15 protein-coding genes are annotated in these 18,254 nt (G+C 73.3%); 5 read left to right on the forward strand and 10 right to left on the reverse strand.

The features are described 5' to 3' along the window. Positions 1 to 2: 2 nt before the first annotated feature. The 10 genes from ACGF4C_RS21810 to ACGF4C_RS21855 all read right to left on the reverse strand — a co-directional run bounded on the left by ACGF4C_RS21810 (position 3) and on the right by ACGF4C_RS21855 (position 10,906). Positions 3 to 2,000, reverse strand: coding sequence for an NADH-quinone oxidoreductase subunit L (locus ACGF4C_RS21810; RefSeq protein ID WP_393568389.1), 1,998 nt, complete (start codon positions 1,998 to 2,000; stop codon positions 3 to 5). Then, positions 1,997 to 2,365: an NADH-quinone oxidoreductase subunit NuoK gene (nuoK, locus tag ACGF4C_RS21815; protein WP_201803164.1), complete on the reverse strand. Its 369-nt coding sequence runs from the start codon at positions 2,363 to 2,365 to the stop codon at positions 1,997 to 1,999. The genes ACGF4C_RS21810 and nuoK overlap by 4 nt, the downstream gene beginning before the upstream one ends. Continuing rightward, positions 2,365 to 2,994, reverse strand: a complete 630-nt coding sequence (locus ACGF4C_RS21820) for an NADH-quinone oxidoreductase subunit J (RefSeq protein WP_393568391.1) — start codon at positions 2,992 to 2,994, stop codon at positions 2,365 to 2,367. The genes nuoK and ACGF4C_RS21820 overlap by 1 nt, the downstream gene beginning before the upstream one ends. Next, positions 2,991 to 3,581, reverse strand: a complete 591-nt coding sequence (locus ACGF4C_RS21825; RefSeq protein WP_393568393.1) for a NuoI/complex I 23 kDa subunit family protein — start codon at positions 3,579 to 3,581, stop codon at positions 2,991 to 2,993. The genes ACGF4C_RS21820 and ACGF4C_RS21825 overlap by 4 nt, the downstream gene beginning before the upstream one ends. After that, a complete protein-coding gene (locus tag ACGF4C_RS21830) occupies positions 3,578 to 4,546 on the reverse strand; it encodes an NADH-quinone oxidoreductase subunit H (protein ID WP_393568395.1) in 969 nt (322 codons plus the stop codon). The genes ACGF4C_RS21825 and ACGF4C_RS21830 overlap by 4 nt, the downstream gene beginning before the upstream one ends. Beyond that, positions 4,543 to 5,979, reverse strand: coding sequence for an NADH-quinone oxidoreductase subunit C (locus ACGF4C_RS21835; protein WP_393568396.1), 1,437 nt, complete (start codon positions 5,977 to 5,979; stop codon positions 4,543 to 4,545). The genes ACGF4C_RS21830 and ACGF4C_RS21835 overlap by 4 nt, the downstream gene beginning before the upstream one ends. Then, positions 5,976 to 6,620 (reverse strand): NADH-quinone oxidoreductase subunit B, encoded by a 645-nt coding sequence (locus tag ACGF4C_RS21840; RefSeq protein ID WP_393568398.1) that lies wholly within the window; start codon positions 6,618 to 6,620, stop codon positions 5,976 to 5,978. Before ACGF4C_RS21840 ends, ACGF4C_RS21835 begins: the two co-directional genes overlap by 4 nt. Further along, the gene (locus ACGF4C_RS21845) at positions 6,611 to 7,012 is read right to left on the reverse strand and encodes an NADH-quinone oxidoreductase subunit A (protein WP_030412975.1); all 402 of its coding nucleotides are present in this window, start codon (positions 7,010 to 7,012) and stop codon (positions 6,611 to 6,613) included. Before ACGF4C_RS21845 ends, ACGF4C_RS21840 begins: the two co-directional genes overlap by 10 nt. Positions 7,013 to 7,381: 369 nt before the next feature. After that, a complete protein-coding gene (locus tag ACGF4C_RS21850; protein WP_393568399.1) occupies positions 7,382 to 8,968 on the reverse strand; it encodes a hypothetical protein in 1,587 nt (528 codons plus the stop codon). Between the two features lie 792 nt (positions 8,969 to 9,760). Next, positions 9,761 to 10,906, reverse strand: coding sequence for a secretion protein snm4 (locus ACGF4C_RS21855; RefSeq protein WP_393568519.1), 1,146 nt, complete (start codon positions 10,904 to 10,906; stop codon positions 9,761 to 9,763). Between the two features lie 342 nt (positions 10,907 to 11,248). On the opposite strand from ACGF4C_RS21855, the gene ACGF4C_RS21860 reads away from it, so the two are divergent. The 5 genes from ACGF4C_RS21860 (at position 11,249) to ACGF4C_RS21880 (ending at position 18,186) form a co-directional block, all read left to right on the forward strand. Beyond that, positions 11,249 to 12,514: a sensor histidine kinase gene (locus tag ACGF4C_RS21860; protein WP_393568401.1), complete on the forward strand. Its 1,266-nt coding sequence runs from the start codon at positions 11,249 to 11,251 to the stop codon at positions 12,512 to 12,514. Between the two features lie 193 nt (positions 12,515 to 12,707). After that, a complete protein-coding gene (locus ACGF4C_RS21865; RefSeq protein WP_393568403.1) occupies positions 12,708 to 14,027 on the forward strand; it encodes a sensor histidine kinase in 1,320 nt (439 codons plus the stop codon). A gap of 164 nt (positions 14,028 to 14,191) precedes the next feature. Beyond that, entirely contained in the window at positions 14,192 to 14,851 is a 660-nt protein-coding gene (locus tag ACGF4C_RS21870; RefSeq protein ID WP_030416562.1) for a response regulator transcription factor, read from the forward strand. A gap of 295 nt (positions 14,852 to 15,146) precedes the next feature. Next, positions 15,147 to 17,099, forward strand: a complete 1,953-nt coding sequence (locus ACGF4C_RS21875; RefSeq protein WP_393568404.1) for a 2-oxoacid:acceptor oxidoreductase subunit alpha — start codon at positions 15,147 to 15,149, stop codon at positions 17,097 to 17,099. Next, positions 17,092 to 18,186, forward strand: coding sequence for a 2-oxoacid:ferredoxin oxidoreductase subunit beta (locus tag ACGF4C_RS21880; protein WP_393568406.1), 1,095 nt, complete (start codon positions 17,092 to 17,094; stop codon positions 18,184 to 18,186). The genes ACGF4C_RS21875 and ACGF4C_RS21880 overlap by 8 nt, the downstream gene beginning before the upstream one ends. Positions 18,187 to 18,254 lie beyond the last annotated feature (68 nt).

Raw genomic sequence — 18,254 nt, forward strand, 5'->3', positions numbered from 1 at the left:
GGTCAGGCTCCCGTGCCCGTGGCGACGAGGACGGCGGCGATCGCCAGGACGAGTGAGCCCGCCAGCAGCGCGCCGAGGTAGGTCTGCACGTTGCCGGTCTGGGCGCGGCGGACGGCGGCGCCCAGCCAGCGCGGGGCGGTGCCCGCACCGCGGACGTAGGTGTCGACGACCTCGCGGTCCAGGAAGCGGACGAGCGTGGCGGCGGCGCGTACGGGCCGTACGAACAGCGCGGAGTAGACGGCGTCCAGGTGGAAGCCGACGGCCGCGTGGCGGTGCAGCGGGCCGAGGAGGAGGCGGCCCGGGTCGGCCGGGTCCGCGGCGCTCGCGTCGTCGCCGTAGACCGGGGCGTGGGTGGCGAGGGCCGTCTCCTCGGCGAGCCCGGGGGCCGCGTCCGGGTCGACGACGACCGCGCCGATGGGGGTGCGGGCGGCGAGCGCGGTGGTGTGGCGCCAGGCGGCGTAGGTGACCAGGCCGCCGACGACCGCGATACCGGTGCCGACGACGGAGGTGGTCAGGGTCGGAGCGAGCGAGCGCCCGTCGAACCAGTCGGGCAGGAGGGGGGCGGAAAGGCCCAGTGCGACGGTGGGGACGAAGAGCACCCACAGGACGGCGTTCATGACGACCGGCTGGGGACCGTGGTCGGGGGCCTCGACGCCCCGGCCCTTGAAGGCGAGCAGCCACAGGCGGGCGGCGTAGGCCGCGGTGAGGAGGGCGGTGAGCAGGCCGGAGACCAGGACGGTCCAGCCGGCCGCGCCGGGGATGCCGTGGGCGGCGCCGGTGGCGGCGTGCTCGGCGGCGCCGAGGACGGCTTCCTTGGAGAAGAAGCCGGCGAACGGCGGGATCGCGGCGAGCGCGAGCAGCGCCACGGTCACGGTCCAGTAGGCGTCCGGGATGCGCCGGGACAGGCCGCTCATCCGGGACATGGCGGCGAGCGAGTTGGTGCCCGCGGCGTGGATGATCACGCCCGCGCCGAGGAAGAGGAGGGCCTTGAACGCACCGTGCGCCAGGAGGTGGAAGAAGGCGGCGCCGCGGTCGCCGACGGCGAGTGCGCCCAGCATGTAGCCGAGCTGGCCGACCGTCGAATAGGCCAGTACGCGCTTGATGTCGTCCTGGGCCAGCGCGGCGAGGCCGGAGCCGACCATGGTGATCGCGGCGATGACGGCCATCACGACCAGGGCGGCCGCGGAGGCCGCGAAGACCGGCAGGAGCCGGGCCACGACGTAGATGCCGGCCGCCACCATCGTCGCGGCGTGGATCAGCGCGGAGACCGGCGTCGGGCCGGCCATCGCGTCCGGGAGCCAGGTGTGCAGCGGGAACTGCGCGGACTTGCCCGCGACGCCGGCCAGTAGCAGCAGCGCGATCAGCGTCGGGTGGTCCAGGCCGCGGTTGGCGACCGAGCCGAGGATGCCGGTGATCCGGAAGGTGCCGGTGTCGGCGGCCAGCGCGAAGATGCCGAAGAGGAAGGGGACGTCGCCGAGCTTGGTGACCAGGAAGGCCTTGAGGGAGGCGGCCCGGGCGGTCTCGGTCTCCCAGTAGTGGCCGACGAGGAAGTACGAGCAGATGCCCATGACTTCCCAGCCGACCAGCAGCACCATCAGGTCGCCGGTGTAGACGACCAGCAGCATCGCGGCGGTGAAGAGCGAGACCAGCGCCGCGTAGGACGGGTAGCGCGGATCGTCGCGCAGATAGCCGGTGGAGTAGATCTGCACACAGGTCGCCACGACGCCGACGAGTACGGCGATCAACGCGGCGAAGCCGTCGATGTGCAGCGCCAGGTCGATCGGGATCGATCCGGTCGGGGTGAGCCGGGTGGCGACGTCGGTGGCCGGTCCGCCGCCCTGGCCGACGGCGACCGCGACGGTCAGCCCGGCCGCGGCGAGCGTCGGCAGCACGGCCAGCGGCCGTACGAAACCGGGCGTGCGCCGCCCCAGGAGGAGACCGGCGACGGCCCCGAGGAAGGGCAGGAGAGGAACGAGAACGGCGGTGGTCGTGAGGGTCACGCGGTGGCCTCCGCCTTGGTGTCCGGCTGCGGGGTCCCGTCGGCGTCGGCGCCGTCCGGCCGCTCGGCGAGGTCACGGAGCCGGTCGATGTCGGAGCTGCCGCGGTTGCGGTAGACGAGCAGCACGATCGCCAGGCCGATGCCGATCTCGGCGGCGGCGATGGCGATGGTGAAGAGGGTGAGCGCCTGGCCGGAGTGCAGGGTGTCGCGCAGCCAGACGTCGAAGGCGACGAGGTTGAGGTTGACGGCGTTGAGCATCAGCTCGACGGACATCAGCACCAGGATCGCGTTGCGGCGGGCGAGCACGCCGTACAGGCCGGTGCAGAAGAGGAGGACGGCGAGGACGGCCGGATAGGCGAGATGCATCAGCGCTGCTCCTCTCGTGGGGCGGTGGCGGGGGCCGCGGAGGCGCGGGCCGCGGCGTCCGGCAGGGCGGCCGCCGGTGCCCTGCCCTCACCGCCCCGGCGGGACAGCACGATCGCCCCGACGAGCGCGGCGAGCAGCAGCACGGACAGCGCCTCGAAGGGCAGCACCCAGTACTGGAAGAGGCTGCGGCCGGAGGCCTCGGTGGAGCCCTGGACGGGCCCTTCGAAGTTGATCCAGGTGGTACGGAAGGCGTCGACGACGACCCAGACCAGGGAGCCGGCCGCGGCGAGCGCGACCACGAGCGCCGCCCAGCGGTTGCCGGAATCGGCATCCGGGGAACGTCCGATGGGTGCCTTGGTCAGCATCAGCCCGAAGAGCAGCAGGACGACCACGGACCCGACGTAGATGAGCACCTGCACCCAGGCGATGAACTCGGCCGTGAGCAGGAGGTATTCGACCGCGACCCCGCCGAGCGCGACGACCAGCCAGAGGGCGGCGTGCACCAGCTGCCGGGTGGTGACGGTGATGACGGCCGCGCCCAGGGTGGCGATGCCGACGAGCAGGAACGCGATCTCGACGCCGGTGGGCGACAGGAAGCCGTGCCCGGCGGCCGTGGCGGCGAGCGTCACGTCCCCTCCTCCTCGGTGTCCGGGTTCTGGTTCTGGCTCTCGTCCCGCGCCGCGGCCTCGGCCGCCTGCTGGGCGGCGAGTTTGTCCGCGGCCTTACGGGCGGCGGCGATCTCCTTGGGCTCCTCGGCCGCCGGGTCGAGCGCCGGCGGCTCGGGCACCGTCCACATCCACTCGCGGAGCTTGTCGCGCTCGTGGGTGAGGTCGTGGATGTCCGTCTCGGCGTACTCGAACTCCGGTGACCAGAAGAGCGCGTCGAAGGGGCAGACCTCGATGCAGATCCCGCAGTACATGCACAGCGCGAAGTCGATGGCGAAGCGGTCGAGCACGTTCCGGCTGCGCTCACGGCCTCCGGGCGCGGCCGGCGGCACCGTCTCCTTGTGGGAGTCGATGTAGATGCACCAGTCCGGGCACTCGCGGGCGCACAGCATGCAGACCGTGCAGTTCTCCTCGAACAGCCCGATGACGCCGCGGGTGCGCGGCGCGAGATCGGGCTGGACGTCCGGGTACTGCGCGGTGACGGAACGCTTCGTCATCGTCCGCAGGGTGACGGCCAGGCCCTTGGCGAGACCGGAACCGGGGAAGCTCATGAGGAGATCACCACCTTGACGACGCCGGTGAGGGCGATCTGGGCCAGCGCGAGCGGGATGAGCCCCGTCCAGGCGAGCTTCTGCAGCTGGTCCTCGCGCAGCCGCGGGTAGGTGACCCGCAGCCAGATGACGCCGAAGGCGAGCAGCGCGGTCTTCAGCAGCGTCCACAGCCAGCCCAGGCCGTCGGCGCCGAACGGGCCGTGCCAGCCACCCAGGAAGAGCACCGAGGTCAGCGCGCAGAGGACGACGATGCCCGCGTACTCGGCGAGCAGGAAGAGCGCGAACCGCAGGCCGGTGTACTCGGTGTACGCACCGAAGATGATCTCCGAGTCGGCGACCGGCATGTCGAACGGCGGCCGCTGCAGCTCGGCGAGGCCCGCGGTGAAGAACACCACGCCGCCGACGAGCTGCCACGGCACCCACCACCAGTGGAACGCCTCGACGATGCCGGGCAGCGAGAGCGTGCCGGCCGCCATCGCGACGGAGGCCGCGGCGAGCAGCATCGGCAGCTCGTACGCGAGCAGCTGCGCGGCCGTCCGCAGGGCGCCGAGCAGCGAGAACTTGTTCGCGGAGGCCCAGCCGGCCATCAGCGAGCCGAGCACGCCGACGCCCATGACGGCGAGCACGAAGAAGATGCCCGCGTCCAGGGCCTGCCCGACGGCGTTGTGCGGCCCTATCGGGATGGCGACCAGGACCAGGAGGTACGGCAGCAGGGCGACGGCCGGGGCGAGCTGGAAGATCCGCCGGTCGGCGCCGGCCGGCACGATGTCTTCCTTCTGCGCGAACTTCACGCCGTCGGCGACCAGCTGCGCCCAGCCGTGGAACCCGCCCGCGTACATCGGCCCGAGCCGGCCCTGCATATGGGCCATGACCTTGTGCTCGGTCTGCCCGATGACCAGCGGGAACACCAGGAACACGACGAAGACGGCGATGAGGCGCAGCGCGATGTCGAGCGCGTCGCTCATGGGGTGTCGCCTCCTGCCGGGTCGTGGGGCTCCTGTGGGGCCTGGGGGTCGTGCGGGGTCTGGGGGTCGTGCGGGGCCTGGGGGTCGTGCGGGGCCTGGGGGTCGTCCGGGGTCTGGGGGTCGTCCGGGGTCTGGGGGTCGTCCGGCTGCGGCTTCGCCTCGGGGGCGGGCTTCGCCTCGGGCTCGGGCTCCGGCTTCGGCTTCGGCTCGGCCTCGGGCTGCTTCTGCGGCTCGTCGAAGGCCGGGCGGGCGTGGTGCCACGGTGCGTCGGAGGAACGCGGGGCGGCCGCCGGAGCCTTGGGGGGCTCGGCGTTCGCTCGGGGCTGGGCCTTGGCCGGAGGCTCGGTGGTCGCCGGAGGCTCGGTGGTCGCCGGAGGCTCGGTGGTCGCCGGGGGTGCCGCCTTTTCCGCCGCCTTCTCCGCTGCCTGCTGCTGGCTGGCCGAACCCTGGCTCGCGGACCGGGTACGGCGTGCCGGCCGCTCCGGCCGCTCGGCGCGCGTCGGGGCCGCCGGGGCCTCCGGGGTTGCCGGAGCCGCGGACGCCGTGGCTCCGGACGACGTGGTCTCCGCCGCCTGCTGGCTGGCCGAGCCCGCGCTCGCCGACCGCGCACGCCGTACCGGACGCTCGCCCGCCGCGCCGCCGGCCGCCCGCGCACCCCGCGCCGGACGTGCCGGCGCGGGCGGCAGCTGGCCCTTCAGCGGGCCCCACTCGTTCGGGTCCGGGACGCCCGGCGGCAGCATCTGACGCCGCTTGGGCCCACCGTGTTCGGACTCCCCCGGCTCCTTGGCCCCCGGCCACGCCTTGGCCACCCGGGCCGCCAGCACGAAGTCCTTGCGCAGCGGGTGCCCTTCGAAGCCCTCCGGGAGGAGCAGAGGTACGAGGTGGGGATGGCCGGTGAAGTCGACGCCGAACATCTCGTGCGTCTCGCGCTCGTGCCAGCCCGCGCCCGCGTACACGCCGACGGCGGTGGGCAACGCGGCCGCGTCGTGCGGCACCGTGGTCCGGACGACCAGCCGGTGGACGGTGCCCGGGCGGGCGACGTCCGCGAGGTGGGCGCAGATACGGAAGCCGGTGCCGGGCTCGTCCACGGCGCTGAGCCAGTCGAAGTAGCGGCAGCCCAGGTCGTCCCGGGCGGCGGTCAGCGCGGTGAGCCAGCCGTCCACCGGGACGTCGACGGTCAGCAGGTCGTAGGCCAGCTCCGCGGTGGCACCGGCGCCGAAGATCTCGCTCGCGGGCCGCGGCAGCCACCCGACGACCGGCTCGGCGGGCTCCGCGGGCTCGGCGGACCCGACCGGCTCGACCGGCTCGACGGCTTCAGGCTGCTGCTCGGGCCGGTCAGCCGGCTGGGGCTGGTCGGGCCGCTGGGACTGATCGGGCTGCTGGGACTGATCCGGCTGCTGGGACTGATCCGGCTGCTGGGGCTGGTCGCTCATCGGGGCTCCTCCCCCGCGGGCGTCGGCGCGGGCGGCGTCACCAGGCCGCTGCGCAGGGCGGCAGCCGAAGGCCGGGCCGCGCCGCCCTTCGCGTACCGCTCGCCCAGGGACTCGCGCGCGATCTTCTCCTGCAGCTTGAGGATGCCCTGGAGCAGCGCCTCCGGGCGCGGCGGGCAGCCCGGCACGTACACGTCGACCGGGATGATCTGGTCGACGCCCTTGGTGACCGAGTACGAGTCCCAGTAGGGGCCGCCGCAGTTGGAGCAGGCGCCGAAGGAGATGACGTACTTGGGCTCGGGCATCTGCTCGTAGAGGCGCTTGACGGCCGGGGCCATCTTGTCCGTCACGGTGCCGGACACGACCATCAGGTCGGCCTGGCGCGGGCCGGGCGCGAACGGGATCACCCCGAGCCGGATGAAGTCGTGGCGGGCCATGGAAGCGGCGATGAACTCGATCGCGCAGCAGGCCAGCCCGAAGTTGAAGACCCACAGGCTGTAGCGGCGGCCCCAGTTGAGGACCACCTTCATCGGTTCGGGCGCGAGCCGGGCCAGGGTGCCCAGGCGGCGCGGCTCCGGAAGGAATTCCGGTGCGGCGCCCCCGGCCGCGGCCGCGGAGCCGTTGGCGGCGGGGGTCACGTCCATTCCAGGACGCCCTTCTTCCATGCGTAGAGCAGGCCGACGGTGAGGAAGCCGAGGAAGATGAACATCTCCACGAGCGTCGTGCCGCCGAAACCGGGGGCGGCGAAGATCGTCGCCCAGGGGAACAGGAAGATCGAGTCGACGGCGAAGATGACGTAGAGGAAGGCGTACACGTAGTAGCGGACCTGGGTGTGCGCCCAGCCCTCGCCGACCGGGTCCACGCCGCACTCGTACGTCAGCATCTTCTCGGGCGTCGGTACGACAGGCCGCAGCAGCCGCCCGGCCCCGAAGGCCACGGCCACGAAGAGCACACCGATTACGGCGATGAGCCCGACGACCGAGTAGCCCTGGAAGTAGTCCGCGGCGACGGTGGTGCGTACGGTCGCGTCCGGCACGTCCGCCCCTCGCTCCCTGACTGCGTTTGTTCAACGACTTCGCCGAAACGACTTCGACGAAACCACTTCGACGATCTGCGATCTGTACGAACCGGAGTCTAGGCCCTGGTCGGCCCGCCCCGAGAAGCCGCGTCGTCGCCGACGGTGAGCTTGTCCGTACTTCGCCCTACCTGGGCGGCTGGCAGCGTAGACGGCGGACCCGGTTGTCTCAGAAGCTGTCTCACGGACCGGACGAACGGGCTGCCGCGGGCAGCCCGCGGCAGCCCAAGGGGCGAGCGCGCTGCGGAGGGCGGCGGAGCTGCGGACGATGATCCCCATCAGCGGACGGTGATCCCCACCGGAGGACGAACCTGCCGACGATGATCCATATCAGTGGATCGGGCCACCGTCGAAGGGGCTGCGCCGGTCGGGGGCGGGGGGCGCCGGAGCGGGGGCCGGGGATGCGGCCGGCGCCGGGGCTGAGGCCGGTGGTGGTGCAGCAGGGGCCGGGGCCGGTGGGGCCGCAGGGGGTGCGTACACCGGTGGCGGCTGGTGGGGCGCAGCTGCTTGTTGCGGCTGAGGCGGCGCCGGATGTGGCTGCTGCGGGTGTGGCTGGTATGGCTGCGGCGGCTGCCCGTTCTGCTGAGGCGGCTGCTGACTCGGCTGGTGGGCCTGGTGGGCCTGCTGGTTCGGCTGACTCGGCTGGTGGGCCGACTGGCCCGGCTGGTGTGGCTGCTGGGCCGACTGGTTCGGCTGGCCCTGCTGGTGGGCCGATGGGCTCGGCTGGTGGGCCGGCTGCCGTGCCTGGTGCTGGCGGCGGATCGGATCCCGGGACACCGCGCGGTCCATCGCCTCGGCCGCGATCCGGGCCGCCGCCTCCCGGGTCCGCTCCCCGAGCAGTTCGGTCCGGATGGCACCGCCGGCCGCCAGATGGCGGTCGTACGGCAGCGGCAGCACCGCCGCCCCACCGGCTCCGAGGTGGTCGGCGGCCTTGCGCACGTCGACGCCGCTGTCGGGCGAGGAGTGGGTGAGCACCACGACCGTGGTGGGCAGCAGGCCGGGGTGCAGCCCGCCGACCCAGTTCAGTACGGAACGGGTGGCCGCGACGCCCTCCGGGGTCGCCGGGGTGACCAGCACCCGCGCCTGCGTCGTCACCAGCGCCGTACGCGCCACCTCGGCGGGCAGCGTCTCGCAGTCGACCACCGTGGCCGCGAAGTGCCGTCGCAGGGAGGTCATCACGATGCGGTACGTGTCGAGGTCCAGGCGGGCGCCGATGGAGCCCTGGCTGCCGGGCAGCAGCCAGCCGCCGCCCGCGAACGGCAGCAGATAGCCGGTCAGGTCCGTGATCAGCATCGATGGGTCGACGATCTGTGCCAGGTCCGTCCCGGACCAGCGCACCTCGCGGGCGCCGAGGCGGTGCGGCAGGGTGCCGAGCGCCGGGTCGGCCTCCACGGCGAGCACCGGGTCGGGCCGGTAGTGGGCATAGGTGAGCGCCAGGAGGGCGGCGATGGTGGACTTGCCGGCGCCCCCACGGATGCTCGACACGGCTATCTGCCGGCCGGTCGTCACCGGCTGCTGGATGGCGTACGCGGCCTGCGTGACAGCGGCCGTCTCGGCGGCCGGCGACGAGGCGAACACCCGGCGCAGCGCACGGCCCGCACGCCGGGACAGCGGGTCGCCACGGCGCGGCCGCGGACCGCCGTCGGCCAGTTCCGGCGGCAGGAGCGGAACGGAGACCGGCGTCCGCGCCGGCAGCCCGGGCCCCGGCCGCCCATACCGCCCGGGAGCAGGAGCAGGAGCAGACGCAGGAGCTGAAATCTGGGGCTGGTGGGGGGTGGGGGCCGGTGTGGGTGTCGGTGTGGGGGCGGGGCTGTGGACGGGGGTGGGGCTGTAGAGGGGGGTGGGGGTGTAGACGGGGCCGGTGCCGGGGTCGGCGATGGGGGCAGGGGTGGCGGCAGCGGTCGGCTGCACCGGCATCGGGCCGGCGGCAGACGCCGGCCCGGAAGCGTGCGCCGGCCCGGAAGCAGGCATGGGACCGGGCGCCGCCATCGCCCCGGACACCGGCATCGGCCCAGGGGCAGGAGCCTGGAGGGGTGCGGTGGGCGCGTGTGGGGGTGTGGTGGGCATCTGCGGGGATGCCTCGGACGACACCGACGGGGCTACGGCAGGCTGCGCCGCGGCGGGCATCGGCCCGGCACCCGCGGCACCAGGAACCTGCCCGCCGGCCGACTGCTGGCCACCGGACAGCCCCTGCCCGCCGTTCAACTCCTGGCCGGCGCTCGGCACCTGCCCGCCCGCAGCCGCCTGACCATGACCCGCTCGCTGTTCAGCCACCGGCACGGCTCCGGCCACTGGCGCCGCCCCGGCCACCGGTACGGACTCAGCCCCCGGCACGGACCCGGCCGTCGGCAGGGCGCCGGTACTCGCTCCCGCAGCCCCGTCCCTCGTCGTCACCGCGTCCACGTCCCCTCTTGCTTGCCGTACGGTCCCACCCCCGTGCTCCCCCGCTCCCCCAGCTCCCTCGGCTCTCCGCGCCCCCATCTCCAGATAGGTGCCCGCATACCTGCCCGCATCCGCCCCCGGTCCCGCATCCGCGCGCAGGCCCGCTCCCGCCCCCGCAACCGCCTCCGCATCCGGCCGGGGCCACTCATCCGCCCCCGCCCCCGCGCCCCCCGGCGCCCCGGCAGCCCCACCCGTAGGCACCCCCGCAGACCCACCCGCAGGCGCACCCATAGGCGCTCCCGAAGCCGACATGCTGCCCCCTCCCGGTCAGGACGCGCCGGACAGCAGGCCGTAGAGCCCGAAGGCGCCCAGGGCCGCCGGGATCAGCGCTGCCACGCTCACCGACTCGACCAGGTCCAGCCAGCGGCGCAGACGGGTCCGCAGCGGCTCGGGCGTCCGTATCGCCGGGACCACGACGGGCAGCACCGCCAGCACTCCGAGGGCGGCCAGTGCGGGCGCCGGGGCGCCGCCGTCGGTGGCCCAGAGCAGCACCAGCCGGACGGCTGTCGCCAGGCCGGCCGCGAGCAGCGCGACGACCTCCACCGCCAGCGGGTACGCCCGCGCCCGCGAGCACAGGACGATGCTCAGCAGCAGCGCCGAGAGCACCGTCCACAGGCCGGGGGTCTGCACCGCGAGCACCCCGCCCGCGCCCGCCGAGACGGCCGTCGCCACCGTGACCAGGGAGAGCTCCCGGTGTGCGCCGCCGAGGGCGGCCCCCACCTGGTGGCGGCTGACCGGGGTGCCGCCGGAGCGCTGGTCGTCGAGCCGGGTCAGGCCGGCCGTCATCAGGGCGAGCCGGGGGAGGTACCCGAGGACCAGTACGGAGACGAAGGCGAGCGCAACTCCCGTACGGGCAGGGGTGGTCAGCGCCAGCCCCAGCTCCCACCCGCCGACCGCGAGCACCACCGACGCGGCGCCCATCAGGGCCGCGCGGCCCGCGGTCGTGCAGAGTCCGAGGAGCGCGAGCACGGCCGCGGCGGTGAGGCCGACGGCGGCGAGCCGGGCGCCGCCACCGGAGGTGGCCTGCCAGGCGGCGGCCACCCCGAGGGTGCCGCCGAGCAGCAACAGGGCGCCTGCGGGGGCGTGTTGCCCGCCCCGTACGACACCCGGGGAACCCTGTGCGTCCTTCCCGGCGAGCGCGCCGACGGCCGCTCCGGCCACGGTGACGACGGCGGCGATACCGGCCGCCGATGCGGCGCCGTCCCCGAACCAGCTGTGCGCACAGACCCCGGCGACCGCCGCGAGCAGCACGCTCGCCGTCGCCGCCGTCCATGTCCTGCTGCGGTCGCCCCAGCCCCAGCCGCGGACGTCGAGGGAGGCGGCCACCGTGCCGGTGGCATGCGGCGCCGCGTCAGCCGGCTGCCGTACGGCGGATTCCGGCGTCACCACCAGGCCGTCGTCGCCCCGCGCCATCGCCACTCGCCCCTCCCGTTGTGCATCGCCACACAATAAGGTCCCGCCGGCGCGCCGTGTCCACCGCTGTGGATAACGAGACCGGCACCAACCTGCACCAACGCCCCGTACCGGCTCGCGGATCGGGGCGCGGACCGGTCGCGGATCGGTCGCGGATCAGGTTGCCTTCCCCCTCGCCCCCGCCGCCGCGCCGATGACCTGCGGGAAGGTCCGCGGCGCGAGGCGGGGGGGGGATGGTCCGTCGTCCGGCCCGGCGCGCGGCGCGTGGGGTGGGGAAAACCCCACCGCGGCCGCCCCGGCCACCCCATGGCACAGCGGACCGCGGCCGGGCAGGCTGGGCGCATGACCGTGAGTTCCCGACCCCGTGCCGCCGACGACGCCCTTGACGAGATGTCACCTCCGCCGCCGCGAGCGCCGTTCGACACCGTGACCTGGCGGGAGATCGGCCATCTGCTGGCCAACTTGCCGCTGGGCATCGCGGCGTTCGTGGTGCTGGTGGTGTGGCTGACGCTGGGCACCGGGCTGTCGGTGACCGTCATCGGGCTGCCGCTGCTGGCTCTCGGCCTGAAGGCGTGCCGCCGGTACGGGAGGCTGGAGCGGGCCCGGGCGCGGGCGCTGCTCGGGGTGCGGGTCGCCGAGCCGAGCCCGCTGCGCCCGCGCGACAAGGGGTTCTTCCCGTGGTTGCGGGCGAGTCTTGCGGATCCGGTCGCCTGGCGGCACGCGCTGTTCGCGTTCGTCCGGCTGCCGTGGTCCGTGCTCACCTTCGCGGTCGTGCTGGTCTCGCTCTTCGTGGGCTGGCCGGTGCTGCCCTGGGTGGCGCGCGGGCTGGCGAACGTGGACCGGGCGATGGTGCGCGGGCTGCTGTCACCCTCGGACGAGCTGGAGCGGCGGATCGCCGAACTGGAGGCGGACCGGATGACGGTCACCGACACCGCGGCCGCCGATCTGCGGCGGATCGAACGGGACCTCCACGACGGTGCGCAGGCCCGGCTGGTGGCGCTCGCGATGGGTCTGGGCCTGGCGAAGGAGAAGCTGCTGGAGGGCCGGGCCGACGAGACCGTGGCGGCGATGGTGGACGAGGCGCACGGCGAGGTGAAGCTGGCGCTGCAGGAGCTGCGGGACCTGGCGCGGGGCATCCACCCGGCGATCCTGACCGACCGCGGGCTGGGGCCGGCCCTGGCCTCGCTGGCCGGGCGCTGCACGGTGCCCGCGACGGTGGCGGTGGACCTGGACGAGCGGCCCGCGCCGGCGATCGAGGGCATTGCGTACTTCACCGTCTCGGAGCTGCTGCAGAACGTCTCCAAGCACAGCGCGGCCCGGCAGGCGTCCGTCGAGGTGTGGCGGTCCGCGGACCGGCTGCTGATCCAGGTCGCGGACGACGGCAAGGGCGGGGCGCGGCTGGACGGCGGCAGCGGGCTGGCCGGGCTGGCCGAACGGCTGGGGGCGGTGGACGGGGTGTTCCTGCTGAGCTCGCCGGACGGCGGGCCCACCCGGGTGACCGCGGAACTGCCGTGGCGGGCCCGGCCGGGCGCGGGCGCACAGCCCGCGGCCACGACCGGACGGGCGGCATCCGGTCCCCCGGCCGAGCGGCGGCGGAAGCGCCGCTGACCAGCGGATCGTGCCGGGCCCGCGGTGCGGGGTGGGGAAAACCCCCGGAACGGACTGCGAGCAGCCTCATGGTGCGGGGAAGGGCGGGTCGCGGACGCTGGTCACGGCGCCGCACACCGCAGACGGCCCCCACCGCAGACGGCCCGCACCGCACCCGGCCACCCGGCCACCCGGCAGAACGGACGACGAGACGATGGAATCCGCATACACCCCGCAGCCCCACCCCCACCCCTCCCGGGTGCCGGTGGCGCTGCGCGCCCCCTTTTCCGGGCGCACCTGGCGGGAGTTCCTGTACCTCTTCCTCAGCTACCCGATCGCCTGCGTGCTGTTCGTCTACGCGATCGGGGTGCTCACGGTCGGCGCGGGCCTGCTGGTCACGTTCCTCGGCATCCCGGTGCTGGCCGGCGGTCTGGCCGGGGCCCGGGGGCTGGGCGGCGTGGAGCGGGCGCGGGCCCGGGCGCTGTTGGGGCTGGAGGTGGCCACCCCGGAGCCGGTGCGTCCCGCGAAGCCGGGTCTGATGGCGTGGATCGGGGCCGTCCTGAAGAGCGGGGTGTCCTGGCGGCACCTCCTGTACTGCCTGCTGCGCTTCCCGTGGGCGATCTTCGCCTTCATCTTCTCGCTGACGTTCTGGACGCTCGGCTGGACGCTGCTGTCGTACCCGTTGTGGCGGTGGGTCTTCCCGGCGTACGTGGGGCAGCCGGGCATCCAGTTGTGGGGCGACGGCCTGGGCAACGGCCTCTACGTCGACACCCCGGCGGAGGTCGGGATCGTCAGCGGGGCCGGGCTGCTGCTCGTGCTGGCCGGGCCGTGGGTGATCCGCGGGCTGACCCAGGTGGACCGGGTCCTGGTGCACGGCCTGCTGGGGCCCTCGTCCCTCGCCACCCGGGTCTCGCAGCTGGAGTCGGACCGCGGCGTGGTGGTGGACACCGCGGCCGCCGACCTGCGGCGCATCGAGCGGGATCTGCACGACGGGGCGCAGGCCCGGCTGGTGTCGCTGGCGATGGACCTGGGCCTGGCCAAGGAGAAGCTGGCGGAGGATCCGCAGGCCGCCGCGAAGATGGTCGACGAGGCGCACGGCGAGGTGAAGATCGCCCTCCAGGAGCTGCGTGACCTGGCCCGCGGCATCCACCCGGCGATCCTCACCGACCGGGGGCTGGGCCCGGCGCTGTCGGCGCTGGCCGCGCGCTGCACGGTCCCGGTGACGGTGACCGTGGACCTGGACCACCGGCCGGCCGCGGCGATCGAGGGCATCGCGTACTTCACCGCGTCCGAGCTGCTGCAGAACGTCTCCAAGCACGCCCGGGCCACCGGCGCCACGCTGGACGTCTGGCGCACCGGGGACCGGCTGATGGTCCTGGTGACGGACGACGGCCGGGGCGGCGCCCATACGGACGACGGGACCGGGCTGGCCGGACTCGCCGAACGCCTCGCCGCCGTCGAGGGCCTGCTGATCGTCGACTCGCCGGTCGGCGGCCCGACGCACATCACCGCCGAACTGCCCTGGCGCGGCTGACCCGGACCCGCCGACCCGAAACCGCGCCCGCCCCCGGGCACCCCGGACGCCCCACCCACCTCGCACTCCCCGCCCGCCTCCCCCGCCCCGTCCGGATCCTGAGATGCTGGGGCCCGACAGGGCGGGCGCGTACGAGGCATGGGGGATCCGTGGAGGACGACAAGGTGCGGGTGGTCATCGCCGAGGATTCGGTGCTCCTCCGGGAGGGGCTGACCCGGCTCCTCACCGACCGGGGGCACGAGGTCGTGGCGGGGGTGGGCGACGCCGAGGCGCTGATCAAGGTGATCGGGGAGCTGGCGGACGAGGGCGCACTGCCGGACGTGGTCGTGGCGGACGTACGGATGCCGCCGACGCACACCGACGAGGGCGTACGGGCCGCGATCCGGCTCCGCCGGGACCACCCCGACCTGGGCGTTCTGGTGCTCTCGCAGTACGTCGAGGAGCAGTACGCCACGGAGCTGCTGGCCGGGTCGACCCAGGGCGTGGGCTATCTGCTGAAGGACCGGGTGGCCGAGGTCCGTGAGTTCGTCGACGCGGTGGTGCGGGTCGCCGGGGGCGGTACGGCCCTGGACCCGGAGGTGGTGGCGCAGCTGCTGGGCCGCAGCCGCAAGCAGAACGTGCTGGCGCATCTGACGCCGCGGGAGCGGGAGGTGCTGGGGCTGATGGCCGAGGGCCGGACGAACTCCGCCGTCGCCCGTGCGCTGGTGGTCAGCGACGGCGCGGTCGAGAAGCACGTCAGCAACATCTTCCTGAAGCTGGGCCTGGCGCAGAGTGACGGGGATCACCGCAGAGTGCTCGCCGTCCTGACCTACCTCAATTCCTGAGGACCTGACAGGCTGTCAGACGTCCAGTTCACGGGGTGTTCACCGCCGGACCGGGCCCCCGGACGGAGAACCGGGGGCGGAGTCCGGAGCGTCATGAAGAAGGGGTCACGGGGGCGGTGATTTCATGACAAAACGCACCAGATCGGTGTCTCATGGTGACGTCCACCATGTGATCGAGCCAGGGAAGGGCACCCTTACCCACGTACGATGGTTATGGGACAACCGGTCGGTACGACACGTCCCGAGCCCTGCCTCCGGCGGGGACGCCGCACCCCTTAGAGGGAGGTCCGAAGCAGTGACCAGCCAGGTCAGTAGCCCAGCCGAGCAGGCCGACGCAGCGCTCGTCGGGGGACAGCGCTCCTCCGGCAGTGGCGGCGAGGGCAAAGAAGTCCGGCGCCTGGACCGGGTGATCATCCGGTTCGCCGGTGACTCCGGTGACGGAATGCAGCTCACCGGGGACCGGTTCACATCGGAGACGGCGTCGTTCGGTAACGACCTGTCGACGCTGCCGAACTTCCCCGCCGAGATCCGGGCCCCCGCCGGGACCCTGCCCGGTGTCTCCAGCTTCCAGCTGCACTTCGCCGACCACGACATCCTCACGCCCGGTGACGCTCCGAACGTGCTGGTCGCGATGAACCCGGCCGCGCTGAAGGCGAACCTCGCGGACGTGCCGCGGGGCGCGGAGATCATCGTCAACACCGACGAGTTCACCAAGCGCCCGATGGCGAAGGTCGGCTACGACACCAGCCCGCTGGAGGACGGCTCGCTGTCGGCGTACAACGTCCACCCGGTGCCGCTGACGACGCTGACCATCGAGGCGCTCAAGGATTTCGGGCTCTCCCGCAAGGAGGCCGAGCGCAGCAAGAACATGTTCGCGCTGGGTCTGCTGTCGTGGATGTACCACCGGCCGACCGAGGGCACCGAGAAGTTCCTGCGGGACAAGTTCGCCAAGAAGCCGGACATCGCCGAGGCGAACGTCACGGCCTTCCGGGCGGGCTGGAACTTCGGCGAGACGACCGAGGACTTCGCGGTCTCCTACGAGGTCGCGCCGGCCACCAAGGCGTTCCCGACCGGCACCTACCGCAACATCTCCGGCAACCTCGCGCTCTCCTACGGCCTGGTCGCCGCCTCCCAGCAGGCCGACCTGCCGCTGTACCTGGGCTCGTACCCGATCACCCCTGCCTCCGACATCCTGCACGAGCTGTCCAAGCACAAGAACTTCGGTGTGCGGACGTTCCAGGCGGAGGACGAGATCGCCGGTATCGGCGCGGCGCTGGGCGCGGCGTTCGGCGGCTCGCTGGCGGTGACGACCACCTCCGGCCCGGGCGTGGCGCTGAAGTCCGAGACCATCGGGCTCGCGGTCAGCCTGGAACTGCCGCTGCTGATCGTCGACATCCAGCGCGGCGGCCCCTCGACCGGTCTGCCGACCAAGACCGAGCAGGCCGACCTGCTGCAGGCGATGTACGGGCGCAACGGCGAGGCGCCGGTGCCGATCGTGGCGCCGAAGACGCCCGCCGACTGCTTCGACGCGGCACTGGAGGCGGCCCGCATCGCGCTGACCTACCGCACCCCGGTCTTCCTGCTCTCCGACGGCTACCTGGCCAACGGCTCCGAGCCCTGGCGGATCCCCGAGGTCACCGAACTCCCCGACCTGCGCGTGCAGTTCGCCTCCGGTCCCAACCACGTGACGGTGGACGGCACCGAGGTGTTCTGGCCCTACAAGCGCGACGAGCACACCCTCGCGCGCCCCTGGGCCGTCCCCGGCACGCCGGGCCTGGAGCACCGCATCGGCGGCATCGAGAAGCAGGACGGCACCGGCAACATCTCCTACGACCCGGCCAACCACGACTTCATGGTGCGCACCCGCCAGGCGAAGGTGGACGGCATCGAGGTCCCCGACATCGAGGTCGACGACCCCACCGACGACAGCGGCCAAGGTGCCGGCACCCTCGTGGTGGGCTGGGGCTCGACGTACGGCCCGATCACCGCCGCGGTACGGCGCGTACGGGGCGCAGGGGAGCGCATCGCGCAGGCCCATCTGCGCCACCTCAACCCCTTCCCGCGGAATCTCGGCGAGGTGCTGGCGCGTTACGACAAGGTGATCGTGCCGGAGATGAACCTCGGACAGCTCGCCACCCTGCTGCGCGCCAAGTACCTCGTCGACGCGCGCTCGCACACCCAGGTCAGCGGAATGCCGTTCAAGGCCGAGCAGCTCGCGGAGGTCTTTAAGGAGGCCATCAATGACTGAGACGATCTCGGAGCGGGCCTCACACCCCGAGGCGCTCTCCCTGGTGCCCAAGGCCGAGGCCAAGCAGTCCATGAAGGACTTCAAGTCCGACCAGGAAGTGCGCTGGTGCCCCGGTTGCGGTGACTACGCCGTCCTCGCCGCCGTGCAGGGCTTCATGCCCGAGCTCGGCCTGGCGAAGGAGAACATCGTCTTCGTCTCCGGCATCGGCTGCTCCTCCCGCTTCCCGTACTACATGAACACCTACGGGATGCACTCCATCCACGGCCGCGCCCCGGCCATCGCCACCGGCCTGGCCTCCTCGCGGCGCGATCTGTCCGTCTGGGTCGTCACGGGTGACGGCGATGCGCTCTCCATCGGCGGCAACCACCTCATCCACGCCCTGCGGCGCAACGTCAACCTCAAGATCCTGCTGTTCAACAACCGGATCTACGGCCTGACCAAGGGCCAGTACAGCCCCACCTCCGAGGTCGGCAAGATCACCAAGTCGACCCCGATGGGCTCCCTGGACGCGCCGTTCAACCCGGTCTCGCTGGCCCTGGGCGCCGAGGCGACCTTCGTGGCCCGCACGGTCGACTCCGACCGCAAGCACCTCACCTCGGTGCTGCGCGCGGCCGCCGACCACCCCGGCACCGCCCTGGTCGAGATCTACCAGAACTGCAACATCTTCAACGACGGCGCCTTCGAGGCACTCAAGGACAAGGAGCAGGCCCAGGAAGCCGTCATCCGCCTGGAGCACGGCCGGCCGATCCGCTTCGGCACGCCGGCCGAGGACGGTCTCGGCTCCAAGGGCGTGGTCCGCGACCCGGCCACCGGCGATCTCAAGATCATCGACGTCACCGAGGAGGGCGCCGACAGCGTGCTGGTGCACGACGCCCACAGCCCCTCCCCCACCACCGCCTTCGCCCTGTCCCGGCTCGCCGACCCCGACACCCTGCACCACACCCCCATCGGTGTGCTGCGCAACGTCGACCGGCCGGTCTACGACACGCTGATGGCGGACCAGCTGGACACCGCCGTGGAGCAGAAGGGCAAGGGCGACCTGTCCGCCCTGCTGACCGGCACCGACACCTGGACGGTCGTCGGCTGAGGACCTGAGGGGGCCTGAGGGGCTGCTGAGGACCCGAGGTACTGCTGAGGCCTGAGGGGCTGCTCAGC

It is taken from the genome of Streptomyces sp. NPDC048197 (assembly GCF_043202395.1).
In the GTDB taxonomy this organism is placed as follows: Bacteria; Actinomycetota; Actinomycetes; order Streptomycetales; family Streptomycetaceae; genus Streptomyces; species Streptomyces siderophoricus.

Coding starts and splice junctions, on each gene's coding strand:
- ACGF4C_RS21880 (WP_393568406.1), top strand. CDS start 17,092: ATGACTGAGACGATCTCGGAGCGGGCCTCACACCCCGAGGCGCTCTCC.
- ACGF4C_RS21860 (WP_393568401.1), top strand. CDS start 11,249: ATGACCGTGAGTTCCCGACCCCGTGCCGCCGACGACGCCCTTGACGAG.
- ACGF4C_RS21830 (WP_393568395.1), bottom strand. CDS start 4,546: ATGAGCGACGCGCTCGACATCGCGCTGCGCCTCATCGCCGTCTTCGTC.
- nuoK (WP_201803164.1), bottom strand. CDS start 2,365: ATGCATCTCGCCTATCCGGCCGTCCTCGCCGTCCTCCTCTTCTGCACC.
- ACGF4C_RS21855 (WP_393568519.1), bottom strand. CDS start 10,906: ATGGCGCGGGGCGACGACGGCCTGGTGGTGACGCCGGAATCCGCCGTA.
- ACGF4C_RS21825 (WP_393568393.1), bottom strand. CDS start 3,581: ATGAGCTTCCCCGGTTCCGGTCTCGCCAAGGGCCTGGCCGTCACCCTG.
- ACGF4C_RS21840 (WP_393568398.1), bottom strand. CDS start 6,620: ATGGACGTGACCCCCGCCGCCAACGGCTCCGCGGCCGCGGCCGGGGGC.
- ACGF4C_RS21865 (WP_393568403.1), top strand. CDS start 12,708: ATGGAATCCGCATACACCCCGCAGCCCCACCCCCACCCCTCCCGGGTG.
- ACGF4C_RS21850 (WP_393568399.1), bottom strand. CDS start 8,968: ATGCCGGTGCAGCCGACCGCTGCCGCCACCCCTGCCCCCATCGCCGAC.
- ACGF4C_RS21835 (WP_393568396.1), bottom strand. CDS start 5,979: ATGAGCGACCAGCCCCAGCAGCCGGATCAGTCCCAGCAGCCGGATCAG.